This window comes from Ruegeria sp. AI2 (genome assembly GCF_056541275.1).
The window spans coordinates 24,822-39,374 of sequence record NZ_JBQFYB010000004.1 but is presented as its reverse complement, the minus strand read 5'-3'; the positions used below and the strand labels follow the sequence as shown (position 1 = coordinate 39,374).

Below are 14,553 nucleotides of genomic sequence, written 5' to 3'. Positions count from 1 at the left end.
CGAATTCCAAAGGCAAAATCTGTTGAGCCAGATCAAGGCAGGCCCTTGGTCTCAGGACTACCTTGGAAGGCGGACAAAAGGAGGAGATTATGTTCAAACATATCATGCTGCCGATTGACCGCCACCTGCCGCCCGAGGTTCGAAAGGCCGCAGATGTCGCCGCGCAGGTGGCAAAATGGCAGGGCGCCAAGATCACTCTGGTCAGTGTCAGCGGGGCCCATATGGGTGCATCCTCGGAAACCGAGGCCGAGATAGACAAGCAACTGGCCGACTTCACCGAACAGCTTGCATCAGAAGGCGCGGCCGAAGTTGCCGTGCGCAAGATACACTCGGTCGATGTTGCTGCCGAAGTGGACAGCGACCTGACCCGCGCAGCGGAAGAGATCGGTGCAGATCTGATCATCGTGGGCACCCATGCGCCCCGGATCACCGACTACATCTTTTCCAGCCACGCCGGATATCTGGCCAAACATGCCAGCATGTCGGTCTTTGTGGTGCGCTAGGTCTCGTCCGAGATCGGAAGCTCGACTTCCAGAAACCGTTCGAACGCATCCAGGTTGATGGGTTCGAACTGACCGAACCCCTGCATCCAGACCGAAGCGGTGCGCAGCGCGTCGGGTTCCAGCTTGCACCATTTCACCCGGCCGCGCTTTTCCTGTGATATCAGCTTGGCTTTGGTCAGGATGACCAGATGTTTCGAGATCGCCGCCAGCGACATCTCGAACGGCTCGGCCACATCCGTCACGGCCATATCGTCCTCCAGCAGCATCGCCAGAATGGCGCGGCGGGTGGGGTCGGCAAGGGCTGCAAACACGGTGTCGAGATCGTTGGACATGGGTCTTTCCTAATGGGCGAGAACCCGTTTGACAATTTCCCCCATCACGTCACTGTTCAGCGGCGATGCGCAAAGGGGGCGGCTATGGCGCTGAAATACTGGCTGGTGATCTGCGTCCTTGGCATCGGGTGGGGCATGTCTTTCATGTTCAACGCCATATTGCTGCGCGAACTTGGGCCGCTATCCGTATCGTTGGGACGCGTTGCATTTGGGGCGCTGGGCTGTTGGATCTATGTGATTGCAGCCCGCATGCCGGTTCACCTGACACTCCGGCGCGCCATCGGTCTGCTGGGGTTCGGGGCGCTCAGCTATGCAGCACCATTTGCGTTCTATGCGCTTGGGCAGCAGCATATCGCGTCCGGCGTCGCAGGGATCGTGAATGCAACAACACCGGCCTTTGCCGTCATCGTTTCGCATTTCTGGCCGGGAAGCGAGCGTGCGACGCTGTTGAAATCCCTTGGCGTGTTGTGCGGCTTCATCGGGATTGTCGTGTTGTCCGTCCCGATTTTGCGCAATGGCGAAACCTCTCAGTTCTGGGCGGTTCTGCTGACACTGTGCGCGCCGATCTGTTACGCGTTTTCCGTCAACATTGCGCGGGCCTTCCGCGACATGCAGCCGGTGGTGCTGGTCGCCCTGGCCCTGACGGGGGCGGCCTTGGCAATTTTACCCCTGGCGCTTTGGCGTGAAGGCCTGCCGGTGATCGAGCACACTGAAACATGGCTTTCGTTGCTGATGATCGGTTTTGTGCTGACCTCGGCCGCTTTCATTGCCTTCTACTGGTTGCTGCCCAGGGTCGGGCCAACCAACATTTCGACCGTCACACTGATCGCGCCAGTTTCCGCTCTGATACTTGGAACCTGGGTTCTGGGGGAAACTCTGCAACCCGAACATTTGATGGGCATGGCGGCGATTTTTGCCGGGCTCTTGCTGATCGACGGACGTCTTGTTCGACACCTGTGGCCTCAGCGCACGCACAAAGATCAACCAAAAGGTTGAATATGGGTTTTTGGGTGATTGTTGCCGTTCAGGGCATGGGCAAGCAATTCGGCTGGACGAGTTAACCAGTAATAACAGTTTAAAAACAACACACTAACCTGCGTCATTTCACGCCATCAACGCCGTTGACTCTGCGCCTTTCGCGCCTTAGCACCATGCGCAAGACAGCGCGAGGATTCCGTCCGTGACCGATGACGACCAAAAGCAGCGTATGGCGCAGCTTGAGGCCAAGATCGACGCGGCGAAAAAGGCCAGACAACCGGCTGCCCGCGCTGACAGTGACATATCCGGGGGCGAGCTTGCCTGGAGGATGGTCATCGAAATGGTTTCCGGTCTGGGGATCGGATTTGGCATCGGATACGGGCTGGACAGCCTGCTCGGGACAATCCCGATCTTTCTGGTGCTGTTCACATTGCTGGGCCTTGTCGCGGGCGTGAAGGTTATGCTCCGCAGCGCGAAAGAGGTTCAAGATAAACAAGCGGCCCATATGCAGGCCGAAAAGGACGAGAGGGACTGAACGTGGCAAGCGAGACCACCGCAGCACACGGCGCCGAAGGCGCAGACCACGCAGCAGAAGCCAGCAGCCTGGTGTTTCACCCGATGGACCAGTTCATCGTCAAGCCGCTGTTCGGTGGCGAGATTGCCTGGTACACCCCCACCAACGTGACCCTGTGGCTGTTCCTGGCCATCGTGGCGATCTTTGGCCTGCTGGTTCTCAGCACATCAAAGCGCGCCATCGTCCCGACCCGGATGCAGTCGATTGCGGAACTGGCCTATGGTTTCATCTACAAGATGCTGGAAGACATCTGCGGCAAGGACGGTGTCAAGTACTTCCCCTATGTCATGACCCTGTTCATGTTCATTGTGACCGCAAACTTCCTGGGCCTGATCCCGACCTCGTTCACCACCACATCGCATTTCGCCGTGACCATCCCGCTGGCGCTGGCCGTGTTCCTGACCGTGACCATTCTGGGTTTCGTCAAGAACGGTGCCGCGTTCCTGGGCCTGTTCTGGGTCTCCAGCGCGCCGCTGGCGCTGCGCCCGATCCTGGCGATTATCGAGCTGATCTCGTACTTCGTACGCCCGGTCAGCCACTCCATTCGTCTTGCCGGTAACGTCATGGCTGGCCACGCGGTGATCAAGGTGTTTGCAGGCTTTGCCGCGATTTCCCTGATTTCGCCCGTGTCGGTTCTGGCGATCACCGCAATGTACGGTCTCGAGGTCCTGGTGGCCTTCATTCAGGCCTACGTATTCACCATTCTGACCTGTGTTTATCTGAAAGATGCGCTGCATCCTTCGCACTAAGGTCCGATAACCCAACATCGAAACTTCCAATTCGTAAGGAGATACATCATGGAAGGCGATCTCGCACACATCGGCGCAGGCCTGGCAGCAATCGGTTCCGGCGCAGCCGCAATCGGGGTGGGCAACGTTGCAGGCAACTTCCTGGCCGGCGCCCTGCGCAACCCTTCGGCGGCTGCTTCGCAGACCGCAACCCTGTTCATCGGTATCGCATTCGCAGAAGCCCTGGGGATCTTCGCATTCCTGGTCTCGCTGCTGCTGATGTTCGCCGTCTAATCTGCGGAACCTGATCCTTACGCGCAGGTGGGTCCAAGCCATAGCGGCCCACCTGTTGTAAAGACAACGTTCCGACGGAGGACATCATGGCGACTGAACCCATTAGCGAAGAAGTAGTTGGCGCGTGCGTTGACTCGCATGGCTCTGCCATCGGGATGCCGCAGCTCTGCTTCGATTGGTTCCCCAACCAGATTTTCTGGCTGGTCATTACGCTGGTCGTCATCTTTCTGGTCCTGTCTCGCGTGGCTCTGCCCCGCATCGCGGCAATCCTGGCCGAGCGCCGGGGGACCATTACAAATGACCTGGCTGCGGCCGAAGATCTGAAGGCCAAAGCGGTCGAGGCCGAAGAGGCCTATAACAAGGCGCTGGCCGATGCCCGTGCCGAAGCGCAGCGTATCGCGGCAGAAGCACGCGCAGAAATCCAGGCTGGTCTGGATGACGCGATTGCAAGGGCGGATGCGGAAATCGCTGCAAAGGCGGCTGAATCGGAAAAGGCAATTGCCGAAATCCGTGCCGGTGCGCTGGAAAGCATTCAAGTGGTCGCCAAGGATACGGCGGCTGAACTGGTCACCGCGCTGGGCGGCGAGGCGGATGCCAAAGCCATCGACAGTGCCATTGACGCGCAGATGAAAGGATAAGTGACATGCGGAACACTCTTGCCCTTATCCTGACCGTTGGTGCCGCCAGCCCCGCGCTGGCTGCAAGCGGCCCGTTCTTCTCGCTTGGCAACACCGACTTTGTCGTCCTTCTGGGCTTCATCGTTTTCATCGCGGTCCTGTTCTACTTCAAGGTGCCGGGCATGATCGGCGGAGCGCTGGACAACCGTGCCGAAGGCATCAAGGCCGAGCTGGACGAAGCCCGCGCCCTGCATGAAGAAGCACGCAGCCTGCTGGCCTCGTACGAGCGCAAGCAGCGTGAAGTGCAGGCACAGGCTGATGCGATTGTCGAGGCGGCCAAACAGGACGCGGTTCTGGCTGCGGACCAGGCGAAAGTCGATCTCGAAAAGTCGATCGAACGCCGTCTGGCTGCTGCGCAGGACCAGATTGCCTCGGCCGAAGCCTCGGCTGTGAAAGACGTGCGCGATCAGGCCGTTTCGGTTGCGATTGCCGCTGCCAGCTCGGTTCTGGCCAAGCAGATGACAGCCGCGCAGGCGAACAAGCTGATCGAGGCCTCGATCGCAGATGTGGGCGCCAAGCTGCACTGACGGGGACACCGACAGGTAAAAAACGCAGATGACCCGAGAGCATTGCGCTGTCGGGTCTTTTGTTTTGATGACGGGGCTGATTGTATTGACGGCAACATCACCCGGATTCTGTACCCTTCTGAGGGTCTGAAGGTCGCCTTCGGGATCCACGGGTGCAAAAAGAACAGGGAAAGACGGGCCGTGGCAGGCGAAGACGTTTCGATGAATATTGTTGGGGTGGTCAGGAACGGCGGGGCCGCGCTGATCGAAAGCATCAACAGGATCGAAGACCTGACCACCCGCTTGCACCGCTATTCCGTGACCATCGCGACAAACGACAACACTGATCGCACAGATCGGGTTTTGTCCGAATTCGCGCGCCGCGACCCGAAAGTGGACCTTGTCCGCATGGACGGTCTGGCCTCCAGACTGCCAGACCGCGTCGAGCGGATTACGGCGGCCAGAAATGCTGTCCTCAACAGGCTGGAAGAACGCGACAGCGGTCACGACCTGACATTGGTGCTTGATCTGAACGGGCCGAATGTCTGTCTGGACGCTCAGACGGTTCTGACGGCTGCACAACGGTCCGTACCACGCTGGGAAGGTGTCTTTGCCAATTCCAAACCGGCCTATTACGATATCTATGCTCTGCGCTGTGCGGGCTGGTGTGACGAAGACGTCTGGCAAAGAATTCGGACAACGCGCAAGCCCCTGTTCGGGCGCCGTAAGTGGCGGAAAGTTCTGCTGAAATCAGCAGTTTTCGACCGCCAGTACCACATTCCGTCCGATATGCCCCTGATACCGGTCGACAGCGCCTTTGGCGGTGCAGGATTGTACAAGACCCGCGCCTTGCGTGGCCTGCGCTATTCCTGCCGGGATGAAAAAGGCGACCTCGTGTGCGAACATGTGATGCTGCACAAACACCTCAGGGACCGGGGCGCGCGGCTGTTCATCGACCCGGCCCTGACAACCATCGCCCCGAATGACGATCTGGGCGAAGGCAGCGGCGCACCTTTCCCGTCACACCTGATCCAGCCCGAGACCGGGGCCGCCTGATCCCTGAGGGCACTTGGAAAGCGCTAGGCCTGACGGGTTTCGTGCTGCAACCTTTGCTGCGCAACAGCCTCGTTCCGCTCGGCCTTCTGCTGATCGATCATGCAGCGTTCGACAAAGCTCAGATGCGTTTCGACGGCCTGACGTGCGGCTGCCGGATCGCGGGCCTGAAGGGCCGCGTTGATAGTGCTGTGCTGGTCCAGAATGGCCTCGCGGGTCGCGCGCTGCCGGAACATTGTTCGTCGGTTATAGAACACGCCTTGCACCAGTAGGTCATACATCGACCGCATCATATGCAGCATCACCACATTGTGGCTGGCCTCGATGATGGCCATATGAAACTCGGCATCCAGCTGCGCCTCTTGGTCCGCAGCGTTCCGGTCATGGGCTGCCCGCATCTTGTCATAGATCGTCTGAACAACCTTTAGGTCGCTTTCTGATCCCAGCCGCGCGGCCCGTTCCGCCGCCAGCCCCTCCATGTCGCGGCGAAAGGACAGGTAATCGAATACGGCCTCGTCATGGCTGCTGAACAACCGGATCAGCGCCGGCGAAAAGGCCGAGCCCAAAACCTCGGCCACATAGATCCCGGAGCCGGCTTTTGTTGTCAGCAACCCCTGTTCCTGAAGCTCGGACACCGCATCGCGCAGAGACGGGCGCGACACGCCCATCCGTTCGGCCAACTCACGCTCGGGCGGCAGGCGCTCCCCGGGGCGCAGGATGCCGCGCAGGATCAACAGCTCGATCTGGCGAACGACCGCAAGCGACAGTTTTTCCGTCTGAACTTTCTGAAAAGGCATGATCCGTTCCGAAATTGGTCAACTCATTTGACCATGGACAAGGGGGCTGTTCAAGAATACCCGGTCACATCCGCTGAAATATTAGGTCAGAAGTGTTGACTTTAATTTGAGAAAGCATAGGCTGCGCCGAAATGAGATCGGAGGAGCCTCATGTCCCATCACCCTTTGTTTGCCACCCGGGCTTCCCGGATGAAGGCGTCAGAAATCCGCGAGCTGCTGAAACTGCTCGATCAGCCCGGCATCATTTCCTTTGCCGGTGGCATTCCGGACCCCGCGCTTTTTCCCGCCGAGGCTTTCGCACAGGCGTTTCAGCAGGCATTGGGGCCGGACATGCAGGCGCAGGCGCTGCAATATTCGGTCAGCGAAGGCTATGCCCCCCTGCGCCGGTGGTTGGTGCAGCACATGCGCGAGATCGGAGTGGAATGTGACATGGACAACGTCCTGATCACCTCGGGCTCGCAGCAGGCGCTGGATTATCTGGGCAAGCTGTTCCTGTCCCCCGGCGACACGGCCTTGGTCGGGTGGCCCACTTATCTGGGTGCTCTTGCCGCGTTCAACGCGTATGAGCCGCGCTTTGACCGGCTTAATGGCAACAAGGGGGCCGATGAATTCAAGGCTGCGGCAGGGGATGGCGCCGTGAAATTCGCCTATCTGTCGCCCGATTTTGCCAATCCGACAGGCGAAACCCTGACCCGCCCGGGTCGTGAGGCATTGCTGGACCTGACCGACGAACTGGACTGCGCGTTGATCGAAGACGGCGCCTATCAGGCACTGCGCTATGACGGTGATCCGATCCCGCCGATCCTGGCTTTGGAACAGGCACGAAAGGGGTCGATCGAAAACTGCCGGACGATCTATTGTGGCAGCTTCTCGAAAACCCTGTCACCGGGTCTGCGCATGGGGTGGTTGGTTGCGGCCAAGCCGATCATCTCGCAGATGGTTCTGCTGAAACAGGCGGCGGATCTGCATTCGGCGACCATCAACCAGATGGCCGTGCATCAGGTGGCGGAAGCGTGCTTTGACACCCATATCCCGAAAGTGCGCGACACTTACCGCGCGCGCCGTGATGCGATGCTGGATGCGCTGCAACAGCACATGCCCGACGGGGTGGCGTGGACGCGCCCCGAAGGCGGCATGTTCGTCTGGGTGACACTCCCCGCCGGGATCAGTGGGTCTGACCTGCTGGCGCATGCGCTGGATACGGTGAAAGTGGCCTTTGTGCCGGGGCAGGCGTTTTTCCCAGACGGCAGCGGGGCAAACACGATCCGGCTCAGCTTCTCGAACTCGGACGAGGCGACGATCCGCGAAGGTATCCTCCGGTTGGGCCAAGTTCTGCGCGCCTGACGTCCGGAAAGGTTCTGTTAACCAAATTGCTGCAACTCTGCGGCATGATCCGGTTTCTCGCTCCGCTCCTGCTGGCCGCCTGCGCCGCCGGGACCCCGCATTTCCGCGACGTTCCGGCCACCCGCGTGGCGGTGAACGGCAGTGTGTTCGACGTGCGCGTGCGCGGCGATCTGGCCGAGGCGGTGCGGATCAACGCGCAATACGCCCCGCGGCTTGGCCCTGTTCGGGATCGCGCCGCGCTGGCCATGGCGCAGGTTTCGGGCTGCCCGATCCTCGACGTGCTGGGCGACGCGGCTGTCACGGTTGGTGTTCTGGGGTGTGACCGCGAGGCGGGGGAACGGCTCCTGCTGACTGCCGTCTCGACGCCCCGATATGAATGTATCGACTATGGCATCTATGAAAATGTCGGGGGCAGTACCGGGTATCAGGTCTTTGAATGCAGCCCATACTGACATACGCGTGTTCCTGCGCATTTCGGCAAGATGTTGTGGATAACTTGCACTGATATCCTATATCCTGCGCAACTGCGTTGACTCGGACCCCATCCCTTGCGCAGACTTTCAATTCATAGGAATCACGGGACACGCGGCCATTGCGTTTCAGCAAGCTCAAACTGACCGGCTTCAAAAGCTTTGTTGATCCGACCGATCTGATCATCGCGGACGGGTTGACCGGTGTGGTGGGTCCGAACGGCTGTGGCAAGTCCAACCTTCTGGAAGCCTTGCGCTGGGTGATGGGCGAAAACCGCCCCAAATCCATGCGCGGCGGCGCGATGGAGGATGTGATCTTTGCCGGTGCCGCCACACGGCCCGCCCGCAATTTCGCCGAAGTTGTCCTGACCATGGACAATTCCGAACGTCTGGCGCCTGCGGGGTTCAACGACACCGACCAGCTTGAAATCGTGCGCCGGATCACCCGCGATGTCGGCAGCGCCTACAAGACCAACGGCAAGGATGTGCGCGCGCGCGATGTGCAGATGCTGTTCGCGGATGCTTCGACCGGTGCCCATTCCCCCGCGCTTGTGGGGCAGAACCGCATCGCCGAGCTGATCAGCGCCAAACCCCGCGCCCGCCGCCGCATTCTGGAAGAGGCCGCCGGGATCTCGGGGCTCTATCAACGCCGGCATGAGGCCGAGCTGAAGCTGAAAGCGACCGAGTCCAACCTGACCCGCGTCGATGACGTGCTCGAGCAGTTGGGCGGGCAGCTTGCGCAACTGGCCCGTCAGGCCCGTCAGGCCGCACGCTATCGCGAAATCGGCGAACAGCTGCGTCAGGCCGAGGGAATGCTGCTCTATCGCCGCTGGAAAGAGGCCGACATGGCCCGCCAGCAGGCCGAAGACAAGCTAAGGGACCGGATTTCCGAGGCCTCCCGCGCCGAGGCCGAAGCCCGCGCGGCCGCCGCGAAAAGGGCCGGGATCGAAGAAACCCTGCCGCCCCTGCGCGAGGAAGAGGCCATCGCCGCCGCTGTCCTGCAACGCCAGCAGGTGCAGCGCGATCAACTGACCGATCAGGAAACCCGCGCGCGCCAGACCATTGAAACGCTGACCAGCCGCATCCATCAGCTCGGCAAGGATATCGAACGGGAAACCGGCCTGAACCGCGATGCGGGCCAGATGATCGAACGGCTGGAATGGGAAGCCCGCGAACTGGCCAAGGCCGCTGAAGGGCATGATGCGAAGGTGGCGGAAGCCGCAGAAATCGCCCGCGAAGCGGCTTCGATCCTTCAGGACCGCGAAGACCACCTGTCGCAGCAGACCGAGGATATGGCGCGTCTTGTCGCCCGTCACCAGTCGGCGCAGCGTCTGGTCGAAGACAGCCGCAAGACGCTGGCCCGCTCCGAGGGGGAAGAGGAAAAAGCCCGGCTGGCGGTGGATGAGGCCAAAACAGCTCTGACCCGTGCCAGCGAGGCGTTCGAAACCGCGCAGGAAAGCGAGGAAGAAGCCCGCGAAGCCGCCGAGGCCGCCGAAGAGGCGCTGGCCGCCGCGGATGAGCTGCGCAATGAAACGCAGGCCCGCGAAGCCGAGGCACGCGCGCAACGGTCCGAGGCCGAAGGCGAATTGGGTGCAATCCGCGCCGAAACCACCGCGCTTGCCAAGCTGGTGGACCGCGACACGGCCGAGGGCGGGCAGGTGATGGACCTGCTGCGCGTGGAACCGGGTTTTGAGAAGGCGCTGGGTGCTGCGCTTGCCGATGACCTCCGTGCGCCGCTGGTCGAAGGTGACGGCCCGTCCGGCTGGGTTCAGGTGGCAGGGTATGACAGCGATCAACCCTTGCCCGATGGGGTCGACCCGCTGGCGCTGCACGTGTCGGGGCCGGACAGGCTCAGCCGTCGTATCGCGCAGATCGGGCTGGTCGATGCGGATCAGGGCGCGCGGTTGCAGGCGTCGTTGAAGCCGGGCCAGCGTCTTGTGTCCCGCTCGGGCGATCTGTGGCGCTGGGACGGGTTCCGCGCCTGGGCCGAGGATGCGCCAAGTGCGGCGGCGCTGCGACTGGAGCAGCTCAACAAGCTTGAGGCGCTGAAACAGGAACTGGCCCGCACCGAGGCGCAGGCCGACGGCGCCCGCGCCGCGCATGAAACCCTGTCGCGGCAACTGGCGGACGTGACCGAGGCCGACCGACGCGCGCGCGAAGCCCGCCGTGCCGCTGATCAGCGCATGGCCGAAACCGCACGCCAGCTCAGCCGCGCCGAGGCGGATCGCAACCTTGCGCAGGGCAAGCTGGAAACACTGGCCCTTGCCGTGGATCGCCACAAGGAAGATGCCATGTCCGCCCGTGTGCAGCTGCGCGAAGCCGAGGCGGCGCTGAACGATCTGGGTGACCTCGACAGCGCCCGCGCCGAGGTTGAGGACATCAAACAGACGGTCGAGGCGGCGCGGATCACCATGCTGACCCACCGCTCGACCCATGATGAGCTGCGCCGTGAAGGCGATGCCCGTACCCGTCGCACGCAGGAGGTCACCAAGGATCTCAGCGGCTGGCGGCACCGTCTGGAAACGGCAGAGAAACGGATTTCGGAACTGGCCGAGCGCAAGGAAAGCTCGGAAGAGGAACTGACCGAGGCCATGGCCGCCCCCGGCGAAATCGCCGAGGCGCGGGAAGAGTTGAACGAGTTGATCGAAGCCGCCGAAGCCCGTCGGGCCGACGCCGCCGACAAGCTGGCCGAAGCAGAAACACAGTTGCGCGAAGTGGTGACGGCCGAGCGTGAGGCGGAACGCCTGGCCTCGGAAGCTCGCGAAAACCGCGCCGCAGCCGAGGCGCGCAGTGACGCAGCAAAGGAAAGCGTGCTTGCGGCAGCAGAACGAATTGCCGAAGACCAGCAACTGACCCCGAACCAGCTGCTGAACCAGCTGGACGTAAACCCCGACCAGATGCCCGCCGCGGATGCGCTAGAGGCCGAAGTGAACCGCCACAAGCGCCAGCGTGACGCCATGGGCGCAGTGAACCTGCGGGCCGAGGAAGACAGCAAGGACGTTCAGGAAGAATTCGACACGCTCAGCAGTGAAAAGGCCGATCTGGAAGAGGCGATCAAAGCCCTGCGAAGCGGCATCTCCAGCCTCAACCGCGAAGGCCGCGAACGTCTGCTGACCGCTTTTGAACAGGTGAACTCGAACTTCGCGATGCTGTTCAAGCACCTCTTTGGCGGGGGCGAGGCCAATCTGGTCATGGTCGAAAGCGACGACCCGCTGGATGCGGGACTGGAAATCATGTGCCAGCCGCCGGGCAAGAAGCTCTCGACCCTCAGCCTGCTGTCGGGCGGCGAACAGACGCTGACCGCGACCGCGCTGATCTTTGGCGTTTTCCTGGCCAACCCGGCCCCGATCTGTGTGTTGGACGAGGTTGACGCGCCGCTGGACGATGCCAATGTCACCCGTTTTTGTGACCTGCTGGACGAGATGTGCCGCCAGACCGACACCCGTTTCCTGATCATCACCCACCACGCGGTGACCATGGCACGCATGGATCGTCTGTTCGGCGTCACCATGCAGGAACAGGGCGTCAGCCAGCTGGTTTCGGTCGACCTGAAAAAGGCCGAGCAGATGGTGGCCTGACCGCTCACCGCAACGTTATGATGATTGCAGGCATAACGCGCTACCTTGGCCTCATGACGCGTTTCCTGATCCCCGCCCTCATCGCCGCCACTTCGGTTGTCGCCGCTGAATGGCCCGTCAAATCCGGCGATGTCCCGCTGACAGTGGCCGAGCTTGACGCCCTCGCGGGCCAGACACTGACCTTCTACGATGATGGTCAGGCCAAGTTTTCGGCGGGGGGCGCTTATTCCTATACCTACGCGGGCGGGGGGTCTGCATTCGGAACCTACTCCATCGCCGATGACGGTTCCGTCTGCATCGCGTATCGCAACGGGTTTAGCCGCTGCGACCTGTATGTCCACAGTGGCGAGCGGCTGATCCTGATCGATCAGAAAGGGGATAGGTACCCAGTGCGGCCCAAATAAAGAAGTCACAATTTGGGCCGGCCATGTTGGCAACGGACCAACCCGCGCAGCAATCTGAACCCGCGGCAGACGTCAACGGCCATGCCGGGAACAACGCAAATACACGCGCCCAATGAGGGGCCAGAACCAAACTGTGGGCACCTCGACACAACGCGCTGGCGCAAGGCAGGGTAAGTCGCGCCAAAACAGCAGCCGCGGTTGACGAGCCACACACCGCTTCGTTAGTGCAGCAGCGATCCCGTTTTGGCTTTGGGCAAGAGGTGCTGTTTTGGATTTTCAAGTTGCAAGTTTCTGGTTTGGTGCGCCGTTATCTTGCGTTGAAAGAGTATGCATTCAGTCCTTTCTGGATCATGGCTATGTCTTCCATCTGTACGTGCTGGATATGAACATAGATGTTCCCGACGGCGTCGTCGTTCATGATGCCCGGGAAATCTATACAGATGAAACCACCGAAAACCTGACCGGTGGCCGGAGACGGATGGCGGTCTATTCAGACATCTTCCGGATCCACATGTTGCAAAAAACCGACTATGTGTGGGTTGATCTGGATATCTACTGCGTCCGGCCGCTGGATGTTCCACCGGACTATCTGTTTGGTGTCGTCTGGCGCAACAAGGCGATGAACAATTGCGTGTTGCGCCTTCCCAAGACATCTCTGGCCTTGAAGCTGATCCTGAATTTCCTTGAGTCAGAAGTCCCGATCCCGTTTTGGTTGGGCAGTGATCACATCGAAAAACTGGTCAAACGCTATGAGGCGGGCGAGATAATCACGCTCTACGATCTTCCGTGGACGACAACCGGCCCAAGTGTGACCCGCTGGGCGCTGGGGGTCACTGGTGAAATCGACCGAGGCCAGCATTGGCATTTGTATTGGCCGCGTCGCGGGTTTCTGGACCCGGTCGAGAACATTGAAGACTACGAACCCGATTGGGCCCGGTTTCACCATTTCCAGGGCGAAACCCGCAGTGGTATTCGCAGCAAATTCGGCGGTATTCCTCCAAAGGGAAGTTACATTGATATTGTCTGTCAAAGACATGGAATTGACCCCAAGAAATATCCGGTCACATAATCGGCGGCGACGGTGCCGATATCGTCGAATAATCTTGGGGTTTTGTGTCATACCGCAGAAGCGCGGGCCGTTGGTTCAGAGTTTTTCCAGCAACTCCATCGTTGGCCACGCATCCGCAGGCAGGCCCAGACGATTCTGTTCGGCTTGCGTTGCATCCCGTGTTCCGGCCCCCAGAATCCCGTCGATCTTGCCTACATCATATCCTTTGGCCTGAAGCTTGGTCTGCAACTGTTTCATCTGTGCGCCATTCAGGCCCTGCGCGGGATTGCCCGCATCATAGATCTGGCCGCCTTCAAGCCGTGTTCCGAAATAAGCGGCGGTCAGAACATAGACAAAGCTCTGGTTCCATTCGAAATAGACGTCGAAATTGGGGTAAGCCAGAAAGGCAGGCCCGTTGCGCCCCTGTGGCAGGATCAGCGAGGCGGGCAGGTTGGCCAAGGACCCGCCGCGCGCCTGAACGCCCATCGCCTGCCATTCCGCCACCGAACGCGGTTTGCCGGGGCCGGACAGGGACCAGTCCATCTGCGCAGGCACGGTGACCTCCTGCAACCAAGGCTCACCCGCGCGCCATCCCAGATGAGACAGCATTCTGGCCCCCGACATCAGCGCATCAGGGGCCGAGCTTTTCAGGCGGACATGCCCGTCACCGTCACCATCGACGCCGTTTTCCAGTATGTCACGCGGCAGCATCTGCACCATGCCGATCTCTCCGGCCCAAGCCCCGGTGGTGCGGGCCGGGTCGAAATCACCGTTCTGATACAGCTCGATGGCGGCGAAGATCTGCGGTCGGAACAGCTCCGGGCGGCGGCAGTCATGGGCCAGCGTCACCAAGGCGTTGCGGGTGTTGAAGTCGCCTTGAAACGATCCGTAATCGGTTTCAAATGCCCAGAAGGCCAGCAGCACCCCGCGGGAAATGCCATACTCGCGCTCGATCCGATCAAAGACCGCATCGTATTTGCGCGACATCGCTTGCCCGCGTTCGATCCGGTTTTGCGAAATCAGACGACGGGAAAACTCAATAAAGGGCTTCTGAAACACGCCCTGCGCCCGGTCAGCCTTCAGCACGGCGCTGTCCTGCTGCACCCCGTCAAAAAAACCGTTCACCGCTGATTTGTCCAAACCCTGCTGCACGGCTTCGGTCTTCAGCCCTTTGACAAAGGAGTTAAATCCACCTCCACATTGCGCCAGCGCAGGTGAGGTAAACAGGGCGGCGGCGATCAGGCCAGAGAGTATACGCATGAAAGGG

At 60.7% G+C, this 14,553-nt stretch carries 16 protein-coding genes; 13 read left to right on the top strand and 3 right to left on the bottom strand.

Going from position 1 to position 14,553, the window contains the following annotated elements; translation table 11 throughout:
- Window positions 1–89: 89 nt before the first annotated feature.
- Window positions 90–503, top strand: coding sequence for a universal stress protein (locus ACR0LL_RS10545; RefSeq protein WP_267367733.1), 414 nt, complete (start codon window positions 90–92; stop codon window positions 501–503).
- Here the strand turns inward: ACR0LL_RS10545 and ACR0LL_RS10540 are convergent.
- The gene (locus ACR0LL_RS10540; RefSeq protein ID WP_267367736.1) at window positions 500–835 is read right to left on the bottom strand and encodes an ArsR/SmtB family transcription factor; all 336 of its coding nucleotides are present in this window, start codon (window positions 833–835) and stop codon (window positions 500–502) included. The genes ACR0LL_RS10545 and ACR0LL_RS10540 overlap by 4 nt on opposite strands.
- An 84-nt stretch (window positions 836–919) precedes the next feature.
- Here ACR0LL_RS10540 and ACR0LL_RS10535 point away from each other — a divergent pair, with 84 nt between their 5' ends.
- The 7 genes from ACR0LL_RS10535 (at window position 920) to ACR0LL_RS10505 (ending at window position 5,648) form a co-directional block, all read left to right on the top strand.
- Complete coding sequence (locus tag ACR0LL_RS10535; RefSeq protein ID WP_480586455.1) at window positions 920–1,831, top strand: DMT family transporter; 912 nt, start codon at window positions 920–922, stop codon at window positions 1,829–1,831.
- Between the two features lie 184 nt (window positions 1,832–2,015).
- Window positions 2,016–2,348: an AtpZ/AtpI family protein gene (locus ACR0LL_RS10530; protein ID WP_480483780.1), complete on the top strand. Its 333-nt coding sequence runs from the start codon at window positions 2,016–2,018 to the stop codon at window positions 2,346–2,348.
- A 2-nt stretch (window positions 2,349–2,350) separates the two neighbouring features.
- Window positions 2,351–3,136 carry a F0F1 ATP synthase subunit A gene (locus tag ACR0LL_RS10525; protein ID WP_480538728.1) on the top strand — a complete coding sequence of 262 codons (786 nt, stop codon included), beginning with the start codon at window positions 2,351–2,353 and terminating at the stop codon, window positions 3,134–3,136.
- A gap of 48 nt (window positions 3,137–3,184) precedes the next feature.
- Window positions 3,185–3,409 carry a F0F1 ATP synthase subunit C gene (locus tag ACR0LL_RS10520; protein ID WP_005981269.1) on the top strand — a complete coding sequence of 75 codons (225 nt, stop codon included), beginning with the start codon at window positions 3,185–3,187 and terminating at the stop codon, window positions 3,407–3,409.
- Between the two features lie 86 nt (window positions 3,410–3,495).
- Window positions 3,496–4,047: a F0F1 ATP synthase subunit B' gene (locus ACR0LL_RS10515; RefSeq protein WP_209506152.1), complete on the top strand. Its 552-nt coding sequence runs from the start codon at window positions 3,496–3,498 to the stop codon at window positions 4,045–4,047.
- A 5-nt stretch (window positions 4,048–4,052) separates the two neighbouring features.
- Window positions 4,053–4,613: a F0F1 ATP synthase subunit B gene (locus tag ACR0LL_RS10510; protein ID WP_480586452.1), complete on the top strand. Its 561-nt coding sequence runs from the start codon at window positions 4,053–4,055 to the stop codon at window positions 4,611–4,613.
- Between the two features lie 201 nt (window positions 4,614–4,814).
- Window positions 4,815–5,648: a hypothetical protein gene (locus ACR0LL_RS10505; protein WP_480586449.1), complete on the top strand. Its 834-nt coding sequence runs from the start codon at window positions 4,815–4,817 to the stop codon at window positions 5,646–5,648.
- Between the two features lie 23 nt (window positions 5,649–5,671).
- Here the strand turns inward: ACR0LL_RS10505 and ACR0LL_RS10500 are convergent, their stop codons facing one another.
- Window positions 5,672–6,442: an FCD domain-containing protein gene (locus tag ACR0LL_RS10500; protein ID WP_480487174.1), complete on the bottom strand. Its 771-nt coding sequence runs from the start codon at window positions 6,440–6,442 to the stop codon at window positions 5,672–5,674.
- A gap of 150 nt (window positions 6,443–6,592) precedes the next feature.
- Between ACR0LL_RS10500 and ACR0LL_RS10495 the strand changes: the two genes are divergently transcribed.
- From ACR0LL_RS10495 to ACR0LL_RS10475, 5 genes are all read left to right on the top strand, one after another.
- Window positions 6,593–7,786 carry an aminotransferase-like domain-containing protein gene (locus ACR0LL_RS10495; protein WP_480586446.1) on the top strand — a complete coding sequence of 398 codons (1,194 nt, stop codon included), beginning with the start codon at window positions 6,593–6,595 and terminating at the stop codon, window positions 7,784–7,786.
- 44 nt (window positions 7,787–7,830) lie between these two features.
- Complete coding sequence (locus tag ACR0LL_RS10490; protein ID WP_480586442.1) at window positions 7,831–8,238, top strand: hypothetical protein; 408 nt, start codon at window positions 7,831–7,833, stop codon at window positions 8,236–8,238.
- Window positions 8,239–8,378: 140 nt separating this feature from the next.
- The gene (locus tag ACR0LL_RS10485) at window positions 8,379–11,834 is read left to right on the top strand and encodes a chromosome segregation SMC family protein (protein WP_480586439.1); all 3,456 of its coding nucleotides are present in this window, start codon (window positions 8,379–8,381) and stop codon (window positions 11,832–11,834) included.
- A gap of 53 nt (window positions 11,835–11,887) precedes the next feature.
- Window positions 11,888–12,238: a hypothetical protein gene (locus ACR0LL_RS10480; protein ID WP_480538723.1), complete on the top strand. Its 351-nt coding sequence runs from the start codon at window positions 11,888–11,890 to the stop codon at window positions 12,236–12,238.
- A gap of 373 nt (window positions 12,239–12,611) precedes the next feature.
- Complete coding sequence (locus ACR0LL_RS10475) at window positions 12,612–13,307, top strand: hypothetical protein (protein ID WP_480586436.1); 696 nt, start codon at window positions 12,612–12,614, stop codon at window positions 13,305–13,307.
- A gap of 75 nt (window positions 13,308–13,382) precedes the next feature.
- Here ACR0LL_RS10475 and ACR0LL_RS10470 read toward each other — a convergent pair whose 3' ends face one another.
- Window positions 13,383–14,546 (bottom strand): lytic murein transglycosylase, encoded by a 1,164-nt coding sequence (locus tag ACR0LL_RS10470; protein ID WP_209598787.1) that lies wholly within the window; start codon window positions 14,544–14,546, stop codon window positions 13,383–13,385.
- Window positions 14,547–14,553 lie beyond the last annotated feature (7 nt).

Coding starts and splice junctions, on each gene's coding strand:
- ACR0LL_RS10470 (WP_209598787.1), bottom strand. CDS start 14,546: ATGCGTATACTCTCTGGCCTGATCGCCGCCGCCCTGTTTACCTCACCT.
- ACR0LL_RS10500 (WP_480487174.1), bottom strand. CDS start 6,442: ATGCCTTTTCAGAAAGTTCAGACGGAAAAACTGTCGCTTGCGGTCGTT.
- ACR0LL_RS10535 (WP_480586455.1), top strand. CDS start 920: ATGGCGCTGAAATACTGGCTGGTGATCTGCGTCCTTGGCATCGGGTGG.
- ACR0LL_RS10520 (WP_005981269.1), top strand. CDS start 3,185: ATGGAAGGCGATCTCGCACACATCGGCGCAGGCCTGGCAGCAATCGGT.
- ACR0LL_RS10515 (WP_209506152.1), top strand. CDS start 3,496: ATGGCGACTGAACCCATTAGCGAAGAAGTAGTTGGCGCGTGCGTTGAC.
- ACR0LL_RS10480 (WP_480538723.1), top strand. CDS start 11,888: ATGACGCGTTTCCTGATCCCCGCCCTCATCGCCGCCACTTCGGTTGTC.
- ACR0LL_RS10505 (WP_480586449.1), top strand. CDS start 4,815: ATGAATATTGTTGGGGTGGTCAGGAACGGCGGGGCCGCGCTGATCGAA.
- ACR0LL_RS10490 (WP_480586442.1), top strand. CDS start 7,831: ATGATCCGGTTTCTCGCTCCGCTCCTGCTGGCCGCCTGCGCCGCCGGG.
- ACR0LL_RS10545 (WP_267367733.1), top strand. CDS start 90: ATGTTCAAACATATCATGCTGCCGATTGACCGCCACCTGCCGCCCGAG.
- ACR0LL_RS10510 (WP_480586452.1), top strand. CDS start 4,053: ATGCGGAACACTCTTGCCCTTATCCTGACCGTTGGTGCCGCCAGCCCC.
- ACR0LL_RS10495 (WP_480586446.1), top strand. CDS start 6,593: ATGTCCCATCACCCTTTGTTTGCCACCCGGGCTTCCCGGATGAAGGCG.
- ACR0LL_RS10540 (WP_267367736.1), bottom strand. CDS start 835: ATGTCCAACGATCTCGACACCGTGTTTGCAGCCCTTGCCGACCCCACC.